The 23,732-nt window shown below is 54.3% G+C and carries 20 protein-coding genes, 6 tRNA genes and 1 other RNA gene; 17 read left to right on the plus strand and 10 right to left on the minus strand.

Features of this window, described 5'->3' with window-relative positions; all coding sequences use genetic code 11:
* The first annotated feature begins 144 nt into the window (after positions 1–144).
* The gene (locus ACOKCT_RS08815; RefSeq protein ID WP_103180614.1) at positions 145–1,380 is read left to right on the plus strand and encodes an ion channel protein; all 1,236 of its coding nucleotides are present in this window, start codon (positions 145–147) and stop codon (positions 1,378–1,380) included.
* On the opposite strand, the gene ipdC is transcribed toward ACOKCT_RS08815, so the two are convergent.
* Positions 1,381–3,036 carry an indolepyruvate decarboxylase gene (ipdC, locus tag ACOKCT_RS08820; RefSeq protein ID WP_156654996.1) on the minus strand — a complete coding sequence of 552 codons (1,656 nt, stop codon included), beginning with the start codon at positions 3,034–3,036 and terminating at the stop codon, positions 1,381–1,383.
* Between the two features lie 184 nt (positions 3,037–3,220).
* Here ipdC and mgrA point away from each other — a divergent pair, with 184 nt between their 5' ends.
* Together mgrA and ypeC are read left to right on the plus strand one after the other, a co-directional pair.
* The gene (mgrA, locus tag ACOKCT_RS08825) at positions 3,221–4,219 is read left to right on the plus strand and encodes an L-glyceraldehyde 3-phosphate reductase (RefSeq protein WP_103180618.1); all 999 of its coding nucleotides are present in this window, start codon (positions 3,221–3,223) and stop codon (positions 4,217–4,219) included.
* A 126-nt stretch (positions 4,220–4,345) separates the two neighbouring features.
* A complete protein-coding gene (gene ypeC / locus ACOKCT_RS08830; protein WP_103180619.1) occupies positions 4,346–4,690 on the plus strand; it encodes a DUF2502 domain-containing protein YpeC in 345 nt (114 codons plus the stop codon).
* Between the two features lie 29 nt (positions 4,691–4,719).
* Here the strand turns inward: ypeC and ACOKCT_RS08835 are convergent, their stop codons facing one another.
* Positions 4,720–5,961 carry an Nramp family divalent metal transporter gene (locus ACOKCT_RS08835; RefSeq protein WP_103180621.1) on the minus strand — a complete coding sequence of 414 codons (1,242 nt, stop codon included), beginning with the start codon at positions 5,959–5,961 and terminating at the stop codon, positions 4,720–4,722.
* A 342-nt stretch (positions 5,962–6,303) separates the two neighbouring features.
* Between ACOKCT_RS08835 and ACOKCT_RS08840 the strand changes: the two genes are divergently transcribed.
* On the plus strand, positions 6,304–7,491 hold the full coding sequence (locus ACOKCT_RS08840) for a NupC/NupG family nucleoside CNT transporter (protein ID WP_103180623.1): 1,188 nt from the start codon (positions 6,304–6,306) through the stop codon (positions 7,489–7,491).
* Positions 7,492–7,537: 46 nt separating this feature from the next.
* Here ACOKCT_RS08840 and ACOKCT_RS08845 read toward each other — a convergent pair whose 3' ends face one another.
* The 3 genes from ACOKCT_RS08845 to ACOKCT_RS08855 form a co-directional block, all read right to left on the minus strand.
* Positions 7,538–9,724, minus strand: coding sequence for an EAL domain-containing protein (locus tag ACOKCT_RS08845; RefSeq protein WP_420193383.1), 2,187 nt, complete (start codon positions 9,722–9,724; stop codon positions 7,538–7,540).
* A 208-nt stretch (positions 9,725–9,932) separates the two neighbouring features.
* Positions 9,933–10,008: transfer RNA gene (locus tag ACOKCT_RS08850), tRNA-Ala, on the minus strand.
* 41 nt (positions 10,009–10,049) lie between these two features.
* Positions 10,050–10,125: transfer RNA gene (locus ACOKCT_RS08855), tRNA-Ala, on the minus strand.
* 220 nt (positions 10,126–10,345) lie between these two features.
* On the opposite strand from ACOKCT_RS08855, the gene ACOKCT_RS08860 reads away from it, so the two are divergent.
* Both ACOKCT_RS08860 and ACOKCT_RS08865 read left to right on the plus strand, forming a co-directional pair.
* Positions 10,346–10,705 (plus strand): YfeC-like transcriptional regulator, encoded by a 360-nt coding sequence (locus ACOKCT_RS08860; RefSeq protein WP_103180626.1) that lies wholly within the window; start codon positions 10,346–10,348, stop codon positions 10,703–10,705.
* Position 10,706: 1 nt separating this feature from the next.
* Positions 10,707–11,102, plus strand: a complete 396-nt coding sequence (locus ACOKCT_RS08865; RefSeq protein WP_103180628.1) for a YfeC-like transcriptional regulator — start codon at positions 10,707–10,709, stop codon at positions 11,100–11,102.
* A gap of 42 nt (positions 11,103–11,144) precedes the next feature.
* Here the strand turns inward: ACOKCT_RS08865 and gltX are convergent, their stop codons facing one another.
* Entirely contained in the window at positions 11,145–12,560 is a 1,416-nt protein-coding gene (gene gltX, locus ACOKCT_RS08870) for a glutamate--tRNA ligase (RefSeq protein WP_103180630.1), read from the minus strand.
* 257 nt (positions 12,561–12,817) lie between these two features.
* Between gltX and ACOKCT_RS08875 the strand changes: the two genes are divergently transcribed.
* The 6 genes from ACOKCT_RS08875 (at position 12,818) to ACOKCT_RS08900 (ending at position 13,845) form a co-directional block, all read left to right on the plus strand.
* Positions 12,818–12,893, plus strand: a tRNA-Val gene (locus ACOKCT_RS08875).
* A 44-nt stretch (positions 12,894–12,937) separates the two neighbouring features.
* Positions 12,938–13,013 (plus strand) — tRNA-Val (locus tag ACOKCT_RS08880).
* A 48-nt stretch (positions 13,014–13,061) separates the two neighbouring features.
* Positions 13,062–13,137, plus strand: a tRNA-Val gene (locus ACOKCT_RS08885).
* A gap of 4 nt (positions 13,138–13,141) precedes the next feature.
* Positions 13,142–13,217 (plus strand) — tRNA-Lys (locus tag ACOKCT_RS08890).
* Positions 13,218–13,246: 29 nt separating this feature from the next.
* Positions 13,247–13,371, plus strand: a non-coding RNA gene (locus ACOKCT_RS08895) — RtT sRNA.
* A gap of 132 nt (positions 13,372–13,503) precedes the next feature.
* Positions 13,504–13,845, plus strand: a complete 342-nt coding sequence (locus tag ACOKCT_RS08900; RefSeq protein WP_420193384.1) for a FlxA-like family protein — start codon at positions 13,504–13,506, stop codon at positions 13,843–13,845.
* Here ACOKCT_RS08900 and ACOKCT_RS08905 read toward each other — a convergent pair.
* The gene (locus ACOKCT_RS08905) at positions 13,842–14,777 is read right to left on the minus strand and encodes a LysR substrate-binding domain-containing protein (RefSeq protein WP_420193385.1); all 936 of its coding nucleotides are present in this window, start codon (positions 14,775–14,777) and stop codon (positions 13,842–13,844) included. The genes ACOKCT_RS08900 and ACOKCT_RS08905 overlap by 4 nt on opposite strands.
* 89 nt (positions 14,778–14,866) lie before the next feature.
* Between ACOKCT_RS08905 and ACOKCT_RS08910 the strand changes: the two genes are divergently transcribed.
* On the plus strand, positions 14,867–15,865 hold the full coding sequence (locus tag ACOKCT_RS08910) for a bile acid:sodium symporter family protein (protein WP_103180634.1): 999 nt from the start codon (positions 14,867–14,869) through the stop codon (positions 15,863–15,865).
* On the opposite strand, the gene ACOKCT_RS08915 is transcribed toward ACOKCT_RS08910, so the two are convergent.
* The 3 genes from ACOKCT_RS08915 to zipA form a co-directional block, all read right to left on the minus strand.
* Positions 15,862–16,077, minus strand: a complete 216-nt coding sequence (locus ACOKCT_RS08915) for a DUF3820 family protein (protein WP_103180635.1) — start codon at positions 16,075–16,077, stop codon at positions 15,862–15,864. The genes ACOKCT_RS08910 and ACOKCT_RS08915 overlap by 4 nt on opposite strands.
* A 1-nt stretch (position 16,078) precedes the next feature.
* Positions 16,079–18,094, minus strand: a complete 2,016-nt coding sequence (ligA, locus tag ACOKCT_RS08920; protein WP_180209688.1) for an NAD-dependent DNA ligase LigA — start codon at positions 18,092–18,094, stop codon at positions 16,079–16,081.
* Between the two features lie 68 nt (positions 18,095–18,162).
* On the minus strand, positions 18,163–19,176 hold the full coding sequence (gene zipA, locus ACOKCT_RS08925) for a cell division protein ZipA (protein ID WP_103180639.1): 1,014 nt from the start codon (positions 19,174–19,176) through the stop codon (positions 18,163–18,165).
* Positions 19,177–19,406: 230 nt separating this feature from the next.
* Between zipA and cysZ the strand changes: the two genes are divergently transcribed.
* The 4 genes from cysZ to ptsI all read left to right on the plus strand — a co-directional run bounded on the left by cysZ (position 19,407) and on the right by ptsI (position 23,703).
* Positions 19,407–20,168: a sulfate transporter CysZ gene (gene cysZ, locus ACOKCT_RS08930; RefSeq protein ID WP_103180640.1), complete on the plus strand. Its 762-nt coding sequence runs from the start codon at positions 19,407–19,409 to the stop codon at positions 20,166–20,168.
* 154 nt (positions 20,169–20,322) lie between these two features.
* Positions 20,323–21,294, plus strand: a complete 972-nt coding sequence (gene cysK / locus ACOKCT_RS08935; RefSeq protein ID WP_039029656.1) for a cysteine synthase A — start codon at positions 20,323–20,325, stop codon at positions 21,292–21,294.
* A gap of 379 nt (positions 21,295–21,673) precedes the next feature.
* Positions 21,674–21,931, plus strand: coding sequence for a phosphocarrier protein Hpr (gene ptsH, locus ACOKCT_RS08940; RefSeq protein ID WP_000487600.1), 258 nt, complete (start codon positions 21,674–21,676; stop codon positions 21,929–21,931).
* Positions 21,932–21,975: 44 nt separating this feature from the next.
* On the plus strand, positions 21,976–23,703 hold the full coding sequence (gene ptsI, locus ACOKCT_RS08945) for a phosphoenolpyruvate-protein phosphotransferase PtsI (RefSeq protein ID WP_103824678.1): 1,728 nt from the start codon (positions 21,976–21,978) through the stop codon (positions 23,701–23,703).
* The last annotated feature ends 29 nt before the right edge of the window (positions 23,704–23,732 follow it).

Raw genomic sequence — 23,732 nt, forward strand, 5'->3', positions numbered from 1 at the left:
TGAACAACAACGACCTGGATAAAAGCACCCCAGGATTATCGATCTTCATCACAGAATAACTTTACCGTTTCAGCACCATTTGCACTATTGCCATAAGGCTGAACGTGCAAAGTACAGACAGCTATTTTTAACAAGGAAATCATCATGCTCCATCCGCGAGCCAGAACGATGCTGCTGCTGGCCCCTCCTGCGCTGATTATTGGCGTTGCATCCAGCCTGATCCTGATTGTGATCATGAAGGTCGCCTCCGTGCTGCAGTCGGTTTTGTGGACCTCATTACCGGCTTCCCTCGGCCTTAACGCAAGCTCGCCGGTATGGGTTATTTTAATCCTGACGCTTACCGGTATCGCTGTAGGAGTGGTGATACGCTACAGCCCGGGCCATGCCGGGCCAGATCCAGCCACAGAGCCGTTGATTGGCGCGCCGGTCAATGCCGCTGCCCTGCCCGGGTTGATTATCGCCCTGATTATTGGTCTGGCGGGCGGCGTCAGCCTTGGGCCTGAGCATCCTGTGATGGCGGTGAATATCGCCCTGGCCGTCGCCATAGGGGCGCGGGCCTTCCCCCGGGTAAACGCCCTTGACTGGACCATTCTCGCCTCTGCCGGCACCATCGGGGCGCTGTTCGGCACACCTGTCGCGGCGGCGCTGATTTTTTCCCAGACCCTGAGCGGCAACACGGAGATCCCGCTCTGGGATCGTCTGTTCGCCCCGCTCTTATCCGCCGCCGCCGGAGCCCTGACCACCAGCCTCTTTTTTCATCCTCACTTCTCACTGCCCGTTGCCCACTACAGTCAGATGCAGATGGTGGATATTTTCAGCGGCGCGATCGTCGCCGCCTTCGCCATCGCGCTGGGGATGGTGGCGGTCTGGTGTCTGCCGCGCCTGCACCGTCTGATGCATCGTCTGAAGCACCCGGTACTTATTCTTGGCGCAGGCGGATTTATTCTGGGGATCCTTGGGGCAATCGGGGGCAATATCACCCTGTTTAAGGGGCTGGATGAGATGCAGCAGATGGCCTTCAGCCAGATCTTCAGCGTGTCGGATTATCTGCTCTTTGCGCTGATAAAACTGGCGGCGCTGGTAGTGGCTGCGGCCTGCGGTTTTCGCGGCGGGCGCATTTTCCCGGCGGTGTTTGTCGGCGCGGCGCTGGGGTTGATGTTGCATGAACATGTAGAGGCGGTTCCCCTGGCGATCACCATCTCCTGTTCGATTATGGGGCTGGTGCTGGTTGTCACCCGGGATGCGTGGCTAAGCCTGTTTATGGCGGCAGTGGTGGTGCCGGACACCACCCTGCTGCCGCTGCTCTGTATTGTGATGCTGCCCGCCTGGCTGCTGCTGGCGGGCAGACCGATGATGGCTGCATGGAACGATGAGAAGTAATCAGGCGCTTTTGCGTGCTTCCAGCGCCTGGATAATGCCGCTCAGCAGCGGCGGAACGTCGGCTTTCGGCAACATCACCTCAATCAATGACAGCCGTTGTGGGTGCGCGACTCTCTCCAGCACCTCTTCCAGCTGCACCGTCTCGCTCACCCGCCAGCACTCGGCCTGACAATCCAGGCTGAGCGCCTGCGGGATCTGCGTCCAGTTCCACAGCGCTATGTCGTTATAGCGCTGGTTCGGACCATGAATGGCGCGCTCCACCGTGTACCCTTCGTTATTCAGCACCATGATCACCGGGCGCTGCTTGTCCCGCAGCATGGAGCCCAGCTCCTGGATAGTGAGCTGCGCCGCGCCGTCGCCGGTAATGGCAATCACGCGACGATCCGGGCAGGCGGTCTGCGCACCGTAGGCGGCGGCCAGGGTGTAGCCAATCGATCCCCAGATCGGCTGCACGATAAAATTTACCTCATCCGGCAGACGCAGCGCGCCAGCCCCAAAGGCCGAGGTTCCCTGGTCGGCGAGAATAATGTCCCCCGGACGAATATAGGTTTGCAGCGTTTTCCAGAAGCTGTCCTGGGTTAACGAACCGGGATGAACCGCATGAAGCTGTCTCGCCGGGCGAGGCGTATTGCCGGTTTGGGCATACTGATGGCAGAGGCTGGAAAGTACCTCAATGGCCTGGGTCATGGGGATCCCGGTGTACCAGACATCGCCTATGCGCGAGGCATGCGGCTGAACATCAATAGTCTGCTGATGGGTAAGTTTGTGGGTGAAGCCTGCGGTAAGCGTATCGGTAAAGCGCGTACCCACGCAGATCACGGTATCGGCGCCTTCAATGGCCTCGTTAACCTCGGCTGCGCTGGCGGAGCCGCTGTAGGTGCCAGCAAAACCGGGTTTGCGCTCGTCAAAAATCCCTTTCCCCATCAGCATGGTGGCGTGGGCGATGGGCGTTTGGTCCACCCAGCGTTGCAGCTGATTTTTCAGGCCATAACGCAGGACCAGGAAGTCGGCCAGCAGCGCGGTGCGATCGCTCGCGGCCAGCCGTTTTTCTGCCGCCTGGCGGAAGGCGTCAAGACGGAAACTGTCGCTCTCATAAAGAGGGTTCATGAGCGTGCTCACAGGCGGCGTGGCCGGTTTTTTTGCCACATCGGCAGGCAGCATAATATAGCCCGGACGGCGCTCCCGAAGCATCTGGGTCAGGACCCGGTCGATTTCATAGCAGGCATTTTGTTCGGTCAGGTGCGCCTGGGCGACGGTAACGGGCTCACTCATCTTATAGAAATGACGAAACTCACCGTCACCGAGCGTATGGTGCAGTAGCTCCCCTTTTTTCTGCGAGGCGCTGCCCGGGGCACCCACGATATGCAGAACCGGCACATGCTCGGCGAAACTGCCCGCGATACCGTTCATGGCGCTGAGCTCGCCTACCCCGAACGTTGTCAGCAGCGCAGCAAACCCTTTGCAGCGCGCATATCCATCGGCGGCATAGGCCGCATTTAATTCGTTGGCACAACCTACCCAGCCAATATCCGGGCTGGCGATAACGTGATCGAGAAACTGCAGATTGTAGTCGCCCGGCACGCCAAACAGATGATCGGCACCACAATCTGTAAGACGGTCCAGCAGGTAATCGGCGACGGTGTAGGGGGTTTGCATGACAGTTATCCTTATAATGTTGACTTCAGTTTGAGTATTGAAGAAGCGTGATAGCTGTCCAGGAATGGCGATAAACTGCCCATGGAAATAATGCTTTACGTATTTTCGCGAGGTAATCTGCCTGCCTGACGTTTAGTGTAAACGTATACACTGAATGACATTCTGACGCAGAGGGGCAAGACTCATGGTTTATCAGGCGAATCAAAACCGTTACCAGTCAATGAATTATCAACGATGCGGGCAAAGTGGTCTTAAGCTCCCTGCCATCTCCCTGGGGCTGTGGCACAACTTTGGCGACGCCACATTGATCGAAAACAGCCGTCAACTTTTACATCGTGCCTTCGATGTGGGGATTACGCACTTCGACCTTGCCAATAACTACGGTCCACCGCCGGGTTCCGCAGAACGTAACTTTGGACGAATCTTGCAGGAAGATTTCAGCGCCTGGCGCGATGAACTCATCATCTCGACCAAGGCGGGCTATACCATGTGGGAGGGCCCTTACGGCGACTGGGGCTCGCGTAAGTATCTGATTGCCAGCCTCGATCAGAGCCTGAAACGGATGGGCCTGGAGTATGTCGATATCTTCTATCATCACCGTCCGGACCCGGAAACGCCGTTGAAAGAGACGATGAAAGCGTTAGACCACATCGTGCGCCAGGGCAAGGCACTGTACGTTGGGCTATCCAACTATCCGGCAGAGCTGGCTCGCCAGGCCATTGAGATCCTCGATGATTTAGGCACGCCCTGCCTTATCCATCAGCCGAAATATTCGATGTTTGAACGCACCCCGGAAGCGGGCTTACTGGGCGTCCTGAAGGATAAAGGGGTGGGCTGCATCGCCTTTTCGCCGCTCGCCGGGGGCCAGCTGACCGACCGCTATCTTAACGGTATTCCGGCAGATTCCCGCGCCGCCAGCGGAAGCCGGTTCCTCAATCCGGATCAGCTCACCGAAGAGAAGCTGGCGAAAGTGCGTCAGCTTAACGCCCTGGCGGAACGCCGCAACCAGAAGCTATCGCAGATGGCGCTGGCCTGGGTATTACATCAGGAGGCCGTCACCTCGGTGCTGATTGGCGCCAGCAAAACGGCGCAAATTGATGATGCTGTGGGAATGCTGGCGAACCGTCACTTCACGCCTGAGGAACTGAACGAAATCGACGGAATTCTGAATAGTGTAAATTAAAAGCGCTTTTAGCAAAAAGTGCTACGCCTTCTGAATTAGGAGTTAAAGCGATTATCCGGGGCTTTACCGCCCCTTAATATTGCGTTAACAAGCCGATTACGGCTCCGATCGTGAAGGAGAAAAACCATGTTCAGGTCTCTGATTCTTGCAGCAGTATTACTGGCTTCAGCCCCGCTGGTCGCTAATGCTGGCGAAATCACCCTGTTGCCATCCATAAAATTACAAATTGGCGATCGTGATAATTATGGTAACTACTGGGATGGCGGCGGCTGGCGTGACCGCGACTACTGGCGCCGACATTATGAATGGCGCGGCAACCGCTGGCACAGACATGATAACGGCTACCATCGTGGCTGGGATAAACGCAAAGCCTATGAGCGTGGCTACCGCGCAGGCTGGAGCGATCGTGACGATCATCGAGGCCCACGCGGTCGTGGTCATGGTCATGGCGGGCACGGTCACCGTCACTGATACGAAAAAGGCGCCTTCCGGCGCCTTTTTTACAATCCCAATGCGGTCCCGATAAGTAGCCACAGATTCAGCGCCACCACCAGAACCACGATCGCCCACCCCGTCCGTCTCACCGCCTTACTGTTAACCAGATCGCCCATCAGCTTCTTGTCACTGGTGAACACCAGCAGCGGCACCAGCGCCAGCGCAATACCAAAACTGAGCAGCACCTGGCTCATCACCAGAATGCGGGTCGGATCCAGTCCCATCAGGATCACCACAAACGACGGCAGCATCGTGATCGAACGGCGCACCCATAAAGGAATGTGGAAGCGCACAAATCCCTGCATCACCACCTGCCCTGCCAGCGTGCCTACCACGGTGGAAGAGAGACCCGCTGCCACCAGGCTCAGGCCAAAAATGGTGGCCGCCGCGTGACTCAGCAGCGGTTCCAGCGTCAGGTACGCCTGATCCAGATCGGCAACGCCGGTATGGCCGTTGAAATGGAATGCCGCTGCGGCGGTGGCCATCATCGCCAGGTTAACAAACCCGGCAATGGTCATAGCGATGGCGACGTCCCACTTTGTCGCGGAGTAGCGCTCATGCCGTGAACCGCCATGCAGGTTCTGGGTCAGCGAGGAGTGCAGATAGATCACGTGCGGCATAATGGTCGCGCCCAGTACCCCGGCCGCAAGGAACACCGCTTCGGTGGTAGGCAGACTTGGGATCGCCATTCCTTTACCCAGTTGAACCAGATCCGGCTGGGAGAAGATGAGCTCAACAATGTAGGCTGCCGCCACAAACAGCAGCAGGCCGCCAATTACTTTCTCCAGCGGTTTCTGCCCGCGTCGTTGCAGCATCAGAATAAGGAAGGTGGCGATACCGGTTAATACCGCGCCCTGCAACAGCGATACGCCGAGGATCAGCTTAAAGCCGATCGCCGCGCCGATAAATTCTGCCAGGTCGGTCGCCATGGCAATAATCTCCGCCTGCACCCAGTAGAACCAGACCAGCGGACGCGGATAGTGGTCGCGGATCTGCTCCGCGAGATTTTTACCGGTGGCAATGCCCAGTTTTGCTGACAGCACCTGGATCATCATCGCCATCAGGTTGGCCCAGACCACCACCCACAAGAGTTTGTAGCCGAAACTGGCTCCGGCCTGGATGTTGGTCGCAAAATTACCGGGATCGATATAGCCAATGGCGGCAATAAACGCAGGTCCCATCAATGCGAACCGCATTTTGCGTGCAGCCCTACCACTGCTACTCTCATCAACGCGACTGTTGCTCATTTTTGCCTCAGTAATATAGCCTTTGCTATGTTAAATGCTATCAAAATGCGAATGATTATCAAGTTCATTTAAAAGGATTATCGTGATTGCAGTGATAGCGAAGAACAATTAGCAGGCTGGAATGAAGTATAGATAGCGGGCAGAAGCACGCGCCTTTGTGAAGCGTAGCACACAAACTTAACTTTTAACTCATTTACATAACATAACAAAAATGTATCGTATGTCACTATTTTTGAAACTCGTCACAGGACTCAACGATAGTGTGGCTTTGATCTCGTTTTCTTTACGCTTGTTTCATAGAATGTGCAGCGAAATTAAACCTGCCTCATATTTGGAGCAAATATGGACCGCGTCCTACATTTTGTCCTGGCACTTGTTGTCGTTGCCGTGCTTGCGTTGCTGGTCAGCAGCGATCGCAAAAAGATCCGCATTCGCTATGTCATTCAGTTACTTGTTATTGAAGTATTGCTCGCCTGGTTCTTCCTGAACTCAGACGTGGGGCTGGGCTTTGTAAAAGGCTTCTCCGAGATGTTTGAAAAACTGCTCGGATTCGCTAATGAAGGAACCAACTTCGTGTTCGGTAAAATGAACGATGAAGGTCTGGCATTCTTCTTCCTGAAAGTGTTGTGCCCAATCGTCTTTATCTCTGCCCTGATCGGTATCCTGCAGCACATTCGCATTCTGCCGATTGTCATCCGCGCTATTGGTACCGTGCTGTCTAAAGTGAACGGCATGGGCAAACTGGAATCTTTCAACGCCGTAAGTTCCCTGATCCTCGGTCAGTCTGAGAACTTTATCGCCTATAAAGATATCCTTAGCAAAATGTCCCGCAACCGCATGTACACCATGGCGGCAACGGCAATGTCTACCGTTTCCATGTCTATCGTGGGCGCGTATATGACCATGCTTGAGCCTAAATATGTGGTGGCTGCGCTGGTACTGAACATGTTCAGCACCTTTATCGTTCTGTCACTGATTAACCCGTACCGCGTGGACGAAAGTGAAGAGAATTTGCAGATGGCGAATCTGCACGAAGGTCAGAGCTTCTTCGAAATGCTGGGTGAATACATCCTGGCAGGCTTCAAAGTGGCGGTGATTGTTGCCGCGATGCTGATCGGCTTTATCGCCCTGATCTCCGCGCTGAATGCCCTGTTTGCTGCCGTACTGGGTATCTCCTTCCAGGGGATTCTGGGTTACATCTTCTACCCGGTAGCCTGGGTGATGGGTGTGCCAGCCAGCGAAGCGCTGCAGGTGGGCAGTATTATGGCGACCAAACTGGTTTCTAACGAATTCGTCGCGATGATGGATCTGCAGAAAATCGCCGGTAGCCTCTCCCCGCGCGCCGAAGGCATTCTCTCCGTCTTCCTGGTTTCATTCGCTAACTTCTCTTCCATCGGTATCATCGCCGGTGCGATTAAAGGCCTGAACGAAGAGCAAGGTAACGTGGTTTCCCGCTTTGGTCTGAAACTGGTCTACGGTTCTACGCTGGTCAGCGTCCTGTCAGCGTCCATCGCTGCACTGGTACTGTAATCAGCATAAAAAAACCGGGGATAACACCCCGGTTTTTTTTCGTCTGTCATTCAGTGAGCGGTTGCGGTTTGCCGATCAGATATCCCTGTAAATAGTCCACTCCCGAGGCGAGCAACTTTTCCCGCTGCGCTTCCGTTTCGACAAACTCCGCCACCACGCACAGCGACCGGGTCTTTGCCAGGTTACAGATGGATTTCACAATCATCGCATCCATGCTGTCGCTGCAAATATCCTTCACAAAGCAGCCGTCGATCTTGATGATATCCGCCTGCAGGCGCTTGAGTCGTTCGTAATTGGCGTACCCGGTACCGAAGTCGTCGATAGCAATTTTAAAGCCATACTGACGCAGCTGCTGAATGTTAGCGATACTGACTTCCGAATTGGAGAACGCCTGCTCTTCGGTCACCTCAATAATAACCGTCTGCGGCTTCACGCTGTAGCGTTCAAACAGTGCAATGATCTCTGACGCAACCTCTTTTTGCATCAGCGTTAACGGCATCAGATTCACCGAGAAACGCGCGCAGCACCCCTGTGCAGGATGATCCTGCAGCCATACCAGCAGTGCTTCAACCACGCTGATATCGAAGCGTCGGCTCAGGTTAAATTGCGCCACCAGGGGCAGAAATCTGTCGGGCGTAAGGAGTTCGCCCTCGCTCTCCAGTCGCGAGAGGATTTCATGGTAGCCCACGCCATCGGCTCTCTGAATGGGTTGTGCATACAGACGCAGCCCCCCCTCATCCAGAGCGCGTTTGATCCGGCTCAGCATCAGCACACGCTCCGTCGTCTGGCCCGAAACCGTCTCAAAGCTGTTATTCAACGACAGAACCTGATTCGCCGAGCAGGCCTTTTCTGCCAGCCAGCTTAGCTGGCCCAGCGTGTGGTACAGGCTCTCACCCCCGTTAGATTCCACACCGCCCCAGGCGCCGCCAAACTCAATATCCATGCCGATATTGTTCCAGTAAATTTTGCGGCTGTTGAGATAATCAGTAATGTGCTGCAGGCGCGCTCCGGTTTCCGGGCCGCTAAGCACCACCACCAGCTCATTACCCGGGATTTGAAAAACCTGTTCGTTGACCATCAGCAACGGCTGCAGCTGGCGAATAATGTCCCGTTTACACTGCACGCGCATCATCAGGCCGTAATGACGGCTCAGAAACTCCAGGTTGTCCATGCGTAAACAGCACAGGGTGATATCCCTGTTGCCCTTCATAAAGCATTCCAGCGCGCGCAGATTACGCAGCCCGGTTAATGGATCGACCAGCGCCCTCTCCTGCCAGCCACGTTTGAGCCATTGACTGCGCTGAAAAATGCGGGACATATAAGCCAGACAAATTGCGAAGGAGATCAGCACCGACAGCACAAACGCCAGTGAATAACCGTTCTGTACGCCCTGTAGAAAATTGCTGTTGTAGGTAAGCAGCAGCAAAGCGCTTAGCGCCCAGCCCAACGCGATGAAAGGATAGCGAAATCGACTGACCCCTAAGGTGAATAAAATGAATATGACGGGAACCAGGTAGCCTGCAATGATATCGGAGGTAAAAGGTACACAGAGCAGCAAAAGGAAAGCAACAAGCGTGAGAAGTAATGCGGATGTAAATAACCTGTTGCGAAATGAAAATGAATTATGAATATTGCGCCGCCAGAAAGCGCGCGCATAATGGGGATTGATAATCATCCTTAAGGGATAATAGAACAGCATGGTAAAAATCAGAACGGCACAAATCAGGCTTTGAATATCGACTATATGGTAAATAACCGAGCCGCGGTCGGAAAAATTCGCAAGGGTAATCGGAAAATCACATAAATAACCGGCCAGATACATTGAGAGTTTGGTGGCTAGCGGCAGGATAAATCCCAGCCAGAAAATGCGCGCGCCGATAAAGCGATTGGGTACGTGATAACGCCAGCGCGTTCCAAGTTGCCATCGCAGGATCCCACAGACCACCAGCGTACTAAATACCTGACAAAATAATAAGATAGCAACCTGCCCTGGCGTTAAATCTAAATTCCATTCGTTAATGAAGGCAAAACTGATGATGATTGGAAGAATAGCCTGACGACCAAATAAGAGTATCATCGCCAGCATGACGCTCAGCGGCATCCATGCCAGATAAACTTCAAAACCATCAATAACAGACTTCGGTGAAATAAGGCGGGAGAAAGGAATGACAACCAGACATAACACCAGAGCGAGCGAGAAGCGCTTTACGTCAATAGTAAACTTAATATTCATTAATTTTATTAAACAGTTTATCTGGCGTTATTAAATTCACAATAATAATAATTTCTTTATGCAGGTGATTCAACTTAAGGTCCAGGAAATAGCATTTCCTGCTCAGGAGTAAACCTGAATAAGATTTATTTACAGAATTACGAGGAGAGACAGGCAACGGTATCGCGGGCATAAAAAAACCCCCGCCGTCTGGCGAGGGTTAATATTTTGGTGGAGCTAAGCGGGATCGAACCGCTGACCTCTTGCATGCCATGCAAGCGCTCTCCCAGCTGAGCTATAGCCCCACAGTATTCTTTACGCACCAGACTCTGTTGGGTTCAGAGTTTGGTGGAGCTAAGCGGGATCGAACCGCTGACCTCTTGCATGCCATGCAAGCGCTCTCCCAGCTGAGCTATAGCCCCATCGCGTAAAGCGTGTCGTGTTGACGGGCGGCATCATATGAATTCCATTGCTGAGTGTCAACGGCAAATTCTCACACTCTGGTTCAATCGCTGAAAATTCATGCAAATGAATCACATTGCGAGAGTGCTCGCAGCCATGAGTTAATCTTGTCACGTTTTCCAGTAAAAGGGTGTTATAAAATGACTCACTAATTAACCACACTCTTACTCAGGAAATTGCATGATCAAGGAACGAATGACGCCAGAAGAGTTGGCCCGACTCACTGGCTATAGCCGACAGACCATCAATAAGTGGGTGCGGAAAGAGGGTTGGTCCACATCGCCAAAACCCGGCGTCCAGGGCGGTAAAGCACGTCTGGTCCATGTGAATGAGAAAGTTCGGGAGTTTATCCGCAACGCACGCAGAGCCCCGGATGTGGCCGCATCGCCGGAGATCTACCCTGAGAACTCGCTACAGGCCCTGCTGATTACGCTGGCCAATGAAATGACACCCACAGAGCAGAAACAATTGACCTCTTTATTACTCCGGGAAGGGATTACCGGTTTGTTACAACGTTTAGGGATCCGCGATCAGAACTGATATGAAAAGATTACGTAGCAAAATGACCACCGAGGAGCTTGCGGAAACGCTGGGCGTCGCCAGGCAAACCGTCAACCGTTGGGTGCGCAATAATGGCTGGAAAACGGAAGGCATTAACGGCGTAAAAGGTGGGCGGGCGCGCCTGATTCATATAGATGCGCAGGTACGCGAGCACATCATGAACATCCCCGCCATTCGTAAACGGCAGGCCCTCTTTCAGTTGGCGGAGACCTCGGCCAGCTATGGTAATGGGCAACCCGTTGCCGTGCTGCGGCAGATTACGGATGCACTGGAGAAGATGACCCCACCTGAGCAGGAGCGGCTGGCCGTTTTGCTGGCGCGCGAGGGAATAGAGGGTTTTCTGGTGCGGCTGAACATTCATCAGTCAGCGCAATAAAAAACGGCAGGGAAACCTGCCGTTTTATTTTTTACGTTCTGGTTACTGCTGGCTTTCGCGTTCAGCAATAAACGCCAGCGCTCTGTTGATGCGCGCCACGCTACGGGTTTTGCCAATGGCGTGTACGGTAACGTCCAGTGCCGGAGACTGACCCGCACCGGTGACCGCCACACGCAGCGGCATACCCACTTTACCCATACCGACTTCCAGCTCATCCGCTGTCGCCTGAATGGCATGATGCACATTCTCAGCGCTCCAGTCGGTAATGGCTGCCAGCTTGTCGCGAACCACTTCCAGCGGCTGACGCGCAACCGGACGCAGGTGCTTCTTCGCCGCATCAGCATCAAACTCGTCATACTCCTCATAGAAGTAGCGGCAGTTTTCCGCGATCTCTTTCAGGGTCTTACAGCGTTCACCCAGCAGTTTGATCAAATCGGCAAGCTGTGGACCGTTGCGGGTATCAATATTTGCCTGCTCAATGTGCCACTGCAGCTGGGTCGCAACATACTCTGGCGGCAGGGTATTGATGTAGTGGTGGTTCAGCCACAGCAGTTTATCGGTATTGAACGCACTTGCAGACTTACCCACCGCACTCAGGGAGAAGAGCTGGATCATCTCTTCGCGGCTAAAGATCTCCTGATCGCCATGGGACCAGCCCAGACGCACCAGGTAGTTCAGCAGCGCTTCCGGCAGGTAGCCGTCGTCACGGTACTGCATGACGCTGACTGCACCGTGGCGTTTAGACAGTTTTTTACCGTCGTCACCGTTGATCATAGAGACGTGGGCGTAAACCGGTACCGGCGCATTCAGCGCTTTAAGGATGTTGATCTGACGTGGGGTGTTGTTGATATGGTCTTCGCCACGCACCACGTGGGTGATCGCCATATCCCAGTCATCCACCACGACGCAGAAGTTATAGGTTGGTGAACCATCGGTACGGCGGATAATCAGATCGTCCAGCTCCTGGTTGCTGAATTCGATCGGGCCGCGGATCTGATCGTCAAAAATGACTGAACCTTCCTGCGGGTTAGCGAAACGCACTACGCACGGTTCATCCGCAGCGTGATGTGAATGGTCATGGCGGCAGCGACCGTCGTAACGTGGTTTTTCGTTATTCGCCATCTGCTCTTCACGCAGCGCTTCCAGGCGCTCTTTCGAGCAGTAGCACTTATATGCAGTGCCCGCTTCAAGCATGTCATCAATTACGGCGTTGTAGCGATCAAAACGTTTAGTCTGGAAATAGGGGCCTTCGTCCCAATCCAGATTGAGCCAGTTCATACCATCCATAATGGCTTCGATTGCTTCCGGCGTGGAGCGTTCGAGATCGGTATCTTCGATACGCAGCACAAACTCACCGCCCTGGTTGCGAGCAAACAGCCAGGAATAGAGAGCAGTACGCGCACCGCCGACGTGCAGGTAGCCTGTCGGGCTTGGCGCGAAGCGAGTTTTGATTTTCATGAAGTGGCCTTACAGTGATAAAGATGCCGACAACCGGCATATCCTGGAAACTAAAGTGGGCAATATTCTATCACTCCAGCCTGATTCCTCAATCTTGTTACTGTCAGATCGTTCTCTGTAGCCGTTTTTGTTTAGAAATCATGCACCACAGGCGGTTTTGCGATCGTTTTGTTTAATTTTACGACGAACGAACAAAATCTTTAGAAAAGGCGTTGACTCATTTTCAACTCTCCCTATAATGCGACTCCACACAGCGGGGGTGATTAGCTCAGCTGGGAGAGCACCTCCCTTACAAGGAGGGGGTCGGCGGTTCGAACCCGTCATCACCCACCAACTACTTTATGTAGTCTCCGCCGTGTAGCAAGAAATTGAGAAGTGGGTGATTAGCTCAGCTGGGAGAGCACCTCCCTTACAAGGAGGGGGTCGGCGGTTCGATCCCGTCATCACCCACCACTTTCTCGCCAGCTGGATTTCTTGCAGTAGTAAATGAAGTACCGAAGTGGGTGATTAGCTCAGCTGGGAGAGCACCTCCCTTACAAGGAGGGGGTCGGCGGTTCGATCCCGTCATCACCCACCACTTCGGGTCGTTAGCTCAGTTGGTAGAGCAGTTGACTTTTAATCAATTGGTCGCAGGTTCGAATCCTGCACGACCCACCAATGTAAAAAGGCGCCCTAAAGGCGCCTTTTTGCTATCTGCGATATTAACGATTCGAACCTGCGCAGGTTCGGGACGAACGCAGTGAGTCAACGGAGCCGCCTGCGGCGACGGCCCGAAGGGCGAGCGAAGCGAGTCATCCTGCACGACCCACCAATGTAAAAAGGCGCCCTAAAGGCGCCTTTTTGATATCTGCGATATTAATGCGCTTACTACCTCTTCAGGTAGCTATTCTCAAGCCCTTCAATTTTCTGCCGATATCTCTTTTTTAGGCAAGAGACTATCGTCATGACAACCATTCAGACATCCACCCCGTCCGTACAAACCCAAAGCAGCGGCAGCAGCAGTTCCGCCGGCAATGACCTTGCGTCGCAAATCAGCCGCCTCACCTCGCAAATCACCACACTGACCAAACAGCTGAAAGAGGTCGCCAACGGCAGCGGCTCGGCGGAAGAGAAAAAAAAGCAGCAGGAGCTGCTGCAGAACCAAATCAAAATGTTGCAGGCTCAGCTCCAGCAGTTGCAGCGCCGCCAGGCAGAAGAAGCTCAGCAGAAGCAGGATAAACAGCAGGCTAAAGTGGAAGGCGTTAACTCCCCTTCCGCTGAACACCAGATTGATATCTACGTTTAACGGTTTTCTGGGTTAAAAAGCGGATCGCGTATGCGGGCCTGCGTCAGCCGCTTCGCCTGCATGCGTACCACTTCCCACAATGCCTGGGCGGCCCCCGAAAGTGAGCGATTCTTTCGACGAACCAGCATCAGCTTCCGTTCGATGATTGGAGTGAAACGTTTTACCGTCAGTCGACTCCCCTGCGGCAACGGGAGCGCCAGCGCGGGCAGCACGCTAATTCCGATTCCGGCTTCCACCATTGGAAAGAGCGTGGCGGGATGACCAATCTCCTGCACAATCGTCGCCCTTACCTGCTGCTCTGCCAGAGCCGCATCAATGAGTGGCCGACTGCCAGAGGCGTAATCCTGTAACACCAGTTTGGCACCCTGAAGCGACTGCCATGTCACCTGCGCCAGAGCAGCAAGGGGATCGTCGTCCCGGCACAGCAATAAGAAAGGCTCAGAGAGCACCTCTTCACACTCCAGATCGCTAACCGGCCCCGGATCGATAACGATACCGAAATCCACCTCTCCCAGGCGGATGCTCTCCAGAACCCACTGCTGCGGCCGGTCATGGAGCACAAAATTGATATCCGGATACTGATGATTACTTTGCGCGATACAGTGTGGAATTAAATGCGCCGAAATGGTCTGGCTGGCGGCAACCCTTACTGTTCCGGAGAGCTGTTGCCCTACTCTGCCTGCATCCCGTAGCGTGCTGGTAAGTTCATCCAGCAGCCTTTCCAGACGCGCGGCCAGCTGTTGCCCCGCCTCTGTTAACACCACCTCACGGGTGGTGCGGTCGATAAGCCGCACGCCGGTCTGTAACTCCAGCTCTTTCACGCTATGGCTCACCGCCGACTGGCTCAGGCCGATCATCGTCCCCGCGCGGCTGAAACTTTTCGCCTGCGCGACGGTAACAAATATACGAAGTTGCCGCAGAGAGTAATTCATCTGTTTTACTCATAAATTGATGCAATAAATCAATTTTATTTCTCAAACGGAGTTAAGCACAATAGCGTTATCTGTTTTCAGGAGTATTTATGAAACTTTTGCGCATTCTTGATCCGTTCACCCTTATTCTTATCGTCGTGGTTCTGCTCGCCTCCTTCTTCCCGGCTCGCGGCGGTTTTGTCCCCTTCTTTGAAGGCTTAACCACTGCCGCCATCGCCCTGCTGTTCTTTATGCATGGGGCAAAACTCTCCCGTGAAGCGATTATCGCGGGCGGCAGTCACTGGCGACTGCACCTGTGGGTAATGTGCAGCACCTTTGTTGTTTTCCCGGTCCTGGGCGTGCTGTTTGCCTGGTGGGCACCGGTCAACGTCGACCCGGCGCTCTATACCGGTTTCCTCTATCTCTGCATTTTGCCAGCTACGGTGCAGTCGGCCATCGCCTTTACCTCCATGGCGGGCGGCAACGTGGCGGCTGCGGTCTGTTCAGCCTCCGCCTCCAGCCTGTTGGGAATTTTCCTTTCGCCGCTGCTGGTGGGGCTGGTGATGAATATGCATGGCGCGGAGGGCAGTCTGGAGCAGGTGGGCAAAATCATGCTGCAGCTGCTGCTGCCGTTTGTGCTGGGACATCTTTCCCGCCCCTGGACCGGGGCATTTGTGGCGAAACATAAGAAGTGGATCGCCAAAACCGATCAGTCATCGATTTTGCTGGTGGTCTATTCTGCGTTCAGCGAAGCCGTGGTGCATGGCATCTGGCATAAGGTTGGAGTCGGATCGCTGCTGTTTATCGTGGTGGTCAGCCTGGTGCTACTGGCGATTATCATTGCCATCAACGTCTTTGCCGCCCGCCGCTTTGGGTTTAACAAAGCTGACGAAATCACCATTGTCTTCTGTGGCTCGAAAAAGAGCCTGGCTAACGGCATCCCGATGGCCAATATACTGTTTCCAGCCTCGGTGGTTGGGATGATGGTGCTGCCGCTGATGATCTTCCACCAGCTGCAGCTGATGATCTGTGCGGTGCTGGCGCGTCGCTACCGTCGCCAGACCGATGAGTTGCAGGCCCGGGAGCAGGCCCGCGCGGCAAAAGTTTAAGGACGTCTCAGGGGCTGAACCAGCTGGGTCAGCCCTTCGGTTTTAATCAGCAACGTTAAGGCCATCAGCTCACCCAGATGCCCGGCAGGAAATTCATCCTTACGGGCAAACCACAGCAAATACTCTTCCGGCAAGTCAATCAGCCGACGGCCTTTATACTTGCCGAACGGCATTTCGGTGTTGGCAATCTCAATAAGCTGCGCTTTATCCACGTTACTCTCCCAACAGACGCAGCATTTCGGCTTCGTCGATGACCGTAATGCCCAGCTCCTGCGCTTTGGCAAGTTTAGAGCCCGCCGCTTCACCGGCAATCACCAGGTCGGTTTTCTTCGACACGCTGCCGGCCACCTTCGCCCCCAGCGCCGTCAGACGCGCTTTAGCATCATCGCGTGAAAGCTGGCTCAGGCTGCCGGTCAGCACCACGGTTTTGCCGGCAAACGGGCTGTCGATCTCGTCGGCGTTGATCGCCACCGGCGCAGGCCAGCGGATCCCCTCGTTAAGCAGCTGGCCGATAACGTCGCGGTTGCTCTCTTCCGAGAAGAAGTTAAAGACGTGGGTAGCAACCACGATGCCAACGTCCGGCACCTTTTGCAGTTCGTCGATCGTCGCCTTTTCCAGCGCCTCCAGCGTACCGAAATAGCCCGCCAGCCCCGCCGCCGTCGCCTCGCCCACTTCACGGATCCCCAGTGCGTAGAGGAAACGGGCAAAGGTGGTCTCTTTGGCCTTTTCCAGCGCGTCAGCCACATTCTGGGCAGATTTAGGCCCCATGCGATCCAGCCCGGTCAGCTTACCGGGCGTCAGGCGGAACAGATCGGCTGGCGTATGGACATACTCTTTCTCTACCAGTTGGTCGATGATTTTGTCGCCCATACCGTCAACATCCATCGCCCGGCGGGAGACGAAATGTTTCAGGGACTCTTTGCGCTGGGCGCCGCAGACTAAACCGCCGGTACAGCGGGCTACGGCCTCTCCTTCGACGCGCTCAACGTCGGACCCGCACACCGGACAGTGGGTCGGGAACTCAACGGGGCGCGTATCGTCAGGACGCTCTGATTCCACTACGTTCACCACCTGCGGGATCACATCCCCGGCACGGCGGATCACCACCTTATCGCCAATTCGCAGCCCCAGCCGGTCGATCTCATCGGCGTTGTGCAGGGTTGCATTGCTGACCAGTACCCCGGCCACCTGAACCGGCTCCAGACGCGCCACCGGCGTTATCGCCCCGGTACGGCCCACCTGGAACTCAACGTCGCGCACAAAGGTCATCTGCTCCTGCGCCGGGAACTTAAAGGCTACTGCCCAGCGCGGCGCACGGGCGACAAAGCCAAGCTGTTCCTGCAGCGCGAGGGAGTTGACTTTGATCACCACCCCGTCGATATCGAAGCCCAGCGTCGGACGATCGGCTTCGACCTGACGATAAAACGCCAGCACGGCCTCCGGCGAGTCGCACAGCTGCACCCGGTTGCTGACCGGCAGCCCCCAGGCTTTAAACTGCAGCAAACGGCCCAGATGGGTATCAGGCAACTCTCCCCCTTCCAGGATGCCGACCCCATAGCAGAAGAACGTTAGCGGGCGCTTCGCGGTAATGCGCGGGTCGAGCTGGCGCAGCGATCCGGCGGCGGCATTGCGGGGGTTGGCGAAGATTTTGCCGCCGGTACGACGCGCCTCTTCGTTAATTTTTTCAAATCCCGCCTGGGGCAGGAAAACTTCGCCGCGCACTTCGAGACGTGCCGGAATGTTCTCGCCATGTAATTTGAGCGGAATCGCGCGGATGGTACGCACATTGGCGGTAATATCCTCGCCGGTGGTGCCATCGCCGCGAGTGGCCGCGCGGATCATAACCCCGTTTTCGTACAGAATGCTGACGGCCAGCCCATCCAGCTTTAGCTCGCAGCACCAGCTCAGGGCATCGGTATGCTTCAGGCGATCCTGGACGCGTTTGTTGAAGGCGAGGAAGCTCTCTTCATCAAAGACGTTATCCAGCGACAGCATCGGCACTTCATGACGGACCTGGCTGAAAAAGGCCAGCGGTGCCGCCCCGACGCGCTGAGTTGGCGAGTCCGGTGTGATTAACTCGGGGTGCTGCGCTTCAAGCTCGCGCAGCTCACGCATCAGACGGTCATACTCCGCGTCCGGCACTTCCGGCGCATCCATCACATGATAGAGATATTCATGGTGGCGAAGCGTGGTTCGCAGTTCGGTGAGTTGTTGTTCGATTGAGTCCATGTCGCACCATTAATGAGAAAAACCCCCGACAGGCGGGGGTTGAGGAGGTGTGAAACAAACGCGAATGTTTACGCGTTAGCTTCTTTCACTTCGCGGATGCGGTCCTGATATTCGCGCAGTTTCTGCGGCGTCATCATTCGACGCTGATCGTCGAGCACCATACCGCCCACTTCATCGGCAATATGCTGAGCAGACTGCAGCATCAGCTTAAAGTTTTGCAGTTCATCGCCATACGAGGGCACCTGCATAAAGATGGTAATGCCCGGCGTCGTGAAATCGCCGGTCATCTCCGGATCGAAGGTTCCCGGATTAACCATATTCGCCAGGCTGAACAGCGAAGGGCCGCTGCCGTCAGGGCTGAGGTGGCGATGGAAGATATTCATATCGCCAAATTTAAAGCCCGCCTGATGAATGCTGTTAAGCAGCACATCGCCATTCAGGGTGGTGCCCTGGTGAGCCGCAACGCTCATGACAATCACCGTCTCTTTACGCTGTGGTTTTTCAGCTACTGGCGCGGCCTCGACAACCGGCTCCGGCTCTGAAACCGGCGCTGGGGCTGGTTGCGGCGCTGGCGCAACAGGCTGCGGCGCCTGCTGTACGACAGGTTGTGGCTGCGGCTGTGGTTCAGGCTGCGCGGCATATTGCGGCTGCGGCACCGGCTGCTGACGCACAGGTTCATGCTGCTGCGGCACGGGCTGCTGTCGCACAGGTTCATGCTGCTGCGGCTGCGGCTGGCGTACCGGTTCGGCCACGGGTTGCGGCGCAGCGGGACGTGGCTGTGCAGATGCGTAAGGCGGCTGGTACTGATGCTGCGGAGGCTGACGAGGCGCTTCATGCTCCCCATGGCCTGCGCCGGGCGCAGTATTGGCCCGATGAACGCGTACTTCACCCACACCCTCATCTTCCATGTCGTCGATATCCTCATCGCTATCGTCGTCACGGGTAGACTTCATGCGCTTCAGTGGGCGATCGCGAAACATAGAAGAGCGCTCTTTACGGCTGGTCCAGAAACCATGTACCAGTAAAGCGATTATGGCGATCGCGCCAACAATGATTAATATCAGACGCAAATCCTGCATCATTATATTCTCTGTTGTTCTAACACCTTGCCACCACGGCAAACATTTACTCACTAAGAGTATTTGCCGATTACGTCAAGTGCAAGTGCGTGCAGAGCATTCGCAGCATAAAGATGAGTTAAATCGTGCTTTTTGCTGTTTTTTCGAACATTTCCGAACTGGTCAACGTGCCGCAACTGGCTAATATAGGCAGGCAATTTCACTGGTTGTGATAAAAGGAGCTCAACCTGGTTATGGTTTCATCGACATCTTCCCCTTCACGCAGCGGCGTCTGGTACTTTTCGCAGGGCTGGAAACTGGTTTCCCTGCCCGGCATCAGACGCTTTGTGATCCTGCCTCTGCTGATCAACGTTCTGCTGATGGGGGGCGCCTTCTGGTGGCTCTTTACCCGTCTGGACAGCTGGATCCCGGCGCTCATGAGCCATGTCCCCGACTGGCTGCAATGGCTGAGCTATCTACTATGGCCGATTGCGATCGTTTCGGTGCTGCTGGTGTTTGGCTACTTTTTCTCGACGCTCGCCAACTGGATCGCCGCGCCCTTTAACGGTCTGCTCGCCGAACAGCTGGAAGCGCGGCTGACGGGCGCCACGCCGCCGGACACCGGCGTGCTGGGGATCATGAAAGATCTGCCGCGCATTATGAAACGCGAATGGCAAAAGCTGGCATGGTATCTGCCCCGCGCCATCGTGCTGCTGCTCCTCTATTTTATTCCCGGCATCGGACAGACCGTAGCGCCGGTACTCTGGTTCCTGTTCAGTGCGTGGATGCTGGCCATCCAGTATTGCGACTATCCCTTTGATAACCATAAGGTGCCCTTCAAAGAGATGCGCACCGCCCTGCGCAGCCGTAAGATGGCCAATATGCAGTTTGGCGCGCTGACCAGCCTGTTCACCATGATTCCGTTCCTTAACCTTTTCATCATGCCGGTAGCGGTGTGCGGCGCGACGGCGATGTGGGTGGATTGTTATCGCGACAAACACGCTTTGTGGAAATAAGTTAAAAAGAGGGGTGGCTTATGCCGCCCCTTATTCCATACTGATCCCCATTATTTCTATGCAGCATATAGATATGCGATTTCCTTACTTCCCCCTACCTATGCAACAGGTATGCTGGGACGGTATCCCAATTTCAAACAGTTAAGGACAGGCCATGAGTAAGATTTTTGAAGATAACTCGCTGACTATCGGTCACACGCCCCTGGTTCGACTGAACCGTATCGGTAATGGACGCATCCTGGCGAAGGTAGAATCTCGTAACCCAAGCTTCAGCGTAAAATGCCGTATCGGTGCCAACATGATTTGGGATGCGGAAAAGCGTGGCGTACTGAAACCGGGCGTTGAGCTGGTTGAACCAACCAGCGGTAACACCGGTATCGCGCTGGCCTACGTTGCCGCCGCGCGCGGTTATAAGCTGACGCTGACCATGCCAGAAACCATGAGTATTGAGCGTCGTAAACTGCTGAAGGCCCTGGGCGCAAATCTGGTCTTAACCGAAGGCGCAAAAGGCATGAAAGGCGCTATTCAGAAAGCAGAAGAAATTGTGGCCAGCGATCCGGCTAAATACCTGCTGCTGCAGCAGTTCAGCAACCCGGCTAACCCGGAAATCCACGAGAAGACCACCGGTCCGGAGATCTGGGAAGATACCGACGGTCAGGTTGATGTCTTTATCTCTGGTGTGGGTACCGGCGGTACGCTGACGGGCGTGAGCCGTTATATTAAAGGTACAAAAGGTAAAAAAGACCTTATTACCGTTGCCGTTGAGCCAACCGACTCTCCAGTCATTGCCCAGGCGCTGGCCGGAGAAGAACTGAAGCCGGGCCCGCATAAGATTCAGGGTATCGGCGCGGGCTTTATTCCGGGCAACCTGGATCTGAAACTGATTGATAAAGTTGTGGCTATCACCAACGATGAAGCCATTTCTACCGCGCGCCGCCTGATGGAAGAAGAGGGTATTCTGGCGGGTATCTCCTCCGGTGCTGCCGTAGCCGCCGCGTTGAAATTACTCGAGGATGAAACCTTTACCAATAAGAACATCGTGGTTATTCTTCCATCGTCGGGTGAGCGTTATTTAAGTACTGCCCTGTTTGCCGATCTCTTCACTGAAAAAGAACTGCAACAGTAGTGCCAGAATGTAAATATCGCGTAAAAAAGCACCCAACTGGGTGCTTTTTTGTGGCCTGCTTCAAACTTTTATCTCTTCCGGCATTGCTCAACCCCGTTGGCTCTGGTATTTAAGCTGACAATTATTTTGAAGCACGAAATTAATCGATCCAGGAATTCGCGCTGCTGAATCGATTTTATGATTTGGTTCAAGTCTTGCTTTCGCGGCATAATGTTTAATGTCGAGCGAGACGTCAGCAGCCTGACATGCCAGTGCCGGAATACGTTTGACACATTTGTGCCTCGTGCCGTTAAGCCGGTGCTAACAATACAGGCTAAAGTCCTGCCGCCAGGCTAGACTTTAGTTCCACAACACTAAACCAATAAGTTGGGGAAATACAATGTTCCAGCAAGAAGTTACCATTACCGCTCCGAACGGTCTGCACACCCGCCCTGCTGCTCAGTTTGTTAAAGAAGCAAAAGGCTTCACTTCTGAGATCACTGTGACTTCCAACGGCAAAAGCGCAAGCGCAAAAAGCCTGTTCAAACTGCAGACTCTGGGTCTGACTCAGGGCACCGTTGTGACCATCTCCGCGGAAGGCGAAGACGAGCAGAAAGCAGTTGAGCATCTGGTTAAACTGATGGCTGAGCTCGAGTAAGTATCCGGGTTCTTTTAAATATCAGTCACAAGTAAGGTAGGGTTATGATTTCAGGCATTTTAGCATCCCCGGGTATCGCTTTCGGCAAAGCACTTCTGTTGAAAGAAGACGAGATCGTCATCGACCGGAAAAAAATTTCTGCTGATAAGGTAAATCAGGAAGTTGAACGTTTTCTGAGTGGCCGTGCAAAAGCATCTGCGCAACTGGAAGCGATCAAAACTAAAGCTGGCGAAACTTTCGGTGAAGAAAAAGAAGCCATCTTCGAAGGGCACATTATGTTGCTCGAAGATGAGGAGCTTGAGCAGGAAATCATAGCCCTGATTAAAGATAAAGGCATGACAGCGGATGCCGCTGCGCATGAAGTTATCGAAGGTCAGGCATCTGCCCTGGAAGAGCTGGACGATGAATACCTGAAAGAACGCGCGGCTGACGTGCGTGATATCGGTAAGCGCCTGCTGCGCAACATCCTTGGCCTTGCCATTATCGATCTGAGCGCGATTCAGGATGAAGTCATCCTGGTTGCTGCCGACCTGACCCCGTCAGAAACCGCACAGCTGAACCTGAACAAGGTGCTGGGTTTCATCACCGACGCGGGTGGCCGTACCTCCCACACCTCTATCATGGCGCGTTCTCTGGAGCTGCCAGCCATCGTGGGTACCGGTAGCGTGACCGCACAGGTGAAAAACGACGATTATCTGATTCTGGATGCCGTAAACAACGTGGTTTACGTCAACCCAACTAACGAAGAGATCGAAAAACTGCGTACCGTTCAGGAGCAGGTTGCGACTGAAAAAGCGGAACTCGCTAAGCTGAAAGATCTGCCAGCTATTACGCTGGATGGTCATCAGGTAGAAGTGTGCGCAAACATCGGTACCGTACGCGACGTCGATGGCGCTGAGCGCAACGGCGCGGAAGGTGTCGGTCTCTATCGTACTGAATTCCTGTTCATGGACCGTGACGCCCTGCCAACCGAAGAAGAGCAGTTCGCTGCCTATAAAGCGGTTGCTGAAGCCTGTGGCTCCCAGGCCGTTATCGTCCGTACTATGGACATCGGCGGCGACAAAGAGCTGCCGTACATGAACTTCCCGAAAGAAGAGAACCCGTTCCTGGGCTGGCGTGCCGTGCGTATCGCAATGGATCGTAAAGAGATCCTGCGCGACCAGGTCCGCGCTATCCTGCGCGCCTCCGCTTTCGGTAAACTGCGCATCATGTTCCCGATGATCATCTCTGTTGAAGAGGTGCGTTCACTGAAGAAAGAGATCGAAATCTTCAAACAGGAACTGCGCGACGAAGGTAAAGCATTCGACGAAGCTATCGAAGTTGGCGTGATGGTAGAAACCCCTGCTGCCGCGACGATTGCCCGTCATTTAGCCAAAGAAGTGGACTTCTTTAGTATTGGTACCAACGATTTAACCCAGTACACCCTGGCAGTTGACCGTGGTAATGATATGATTTCACATCTTTACCAGCCAATGTCCCCGTCCGTACTGAACTTGATCAAGCAAGTTATTGATGCTTCTCATGCAGAAGGTAAGTGGACAGGCATGTGTGGTGAGCTTGCAGGCGATGAACGTGCTACACTTCTGTTGCTGGGTATGGGTCTGGACGAATTCTCTATGAGCGCCATTTCCATCCCGCGTATCAAGAAGATTATCCGTAACACGAACTTCGAAGATGCGAAGGTGTTAGCAGAGCAGGCTCTTGCTCAACCGACAACGGACGAGTTAATGACGCTGGTTAACAAGTTCATTGAAGAAAAAACAATCTGCTAATCCACGAGATGCGGCCCAAATTACTGCTT

The organism is Leclercia sp. M-A074-M (assembly GCF_965195605.1).
Taxonomy (GTDB): Bacteria; Pseudomonadota; Gammaproteobacteria; order Enterobacterales; family Enterobacteriaceae; genus Enterobacter.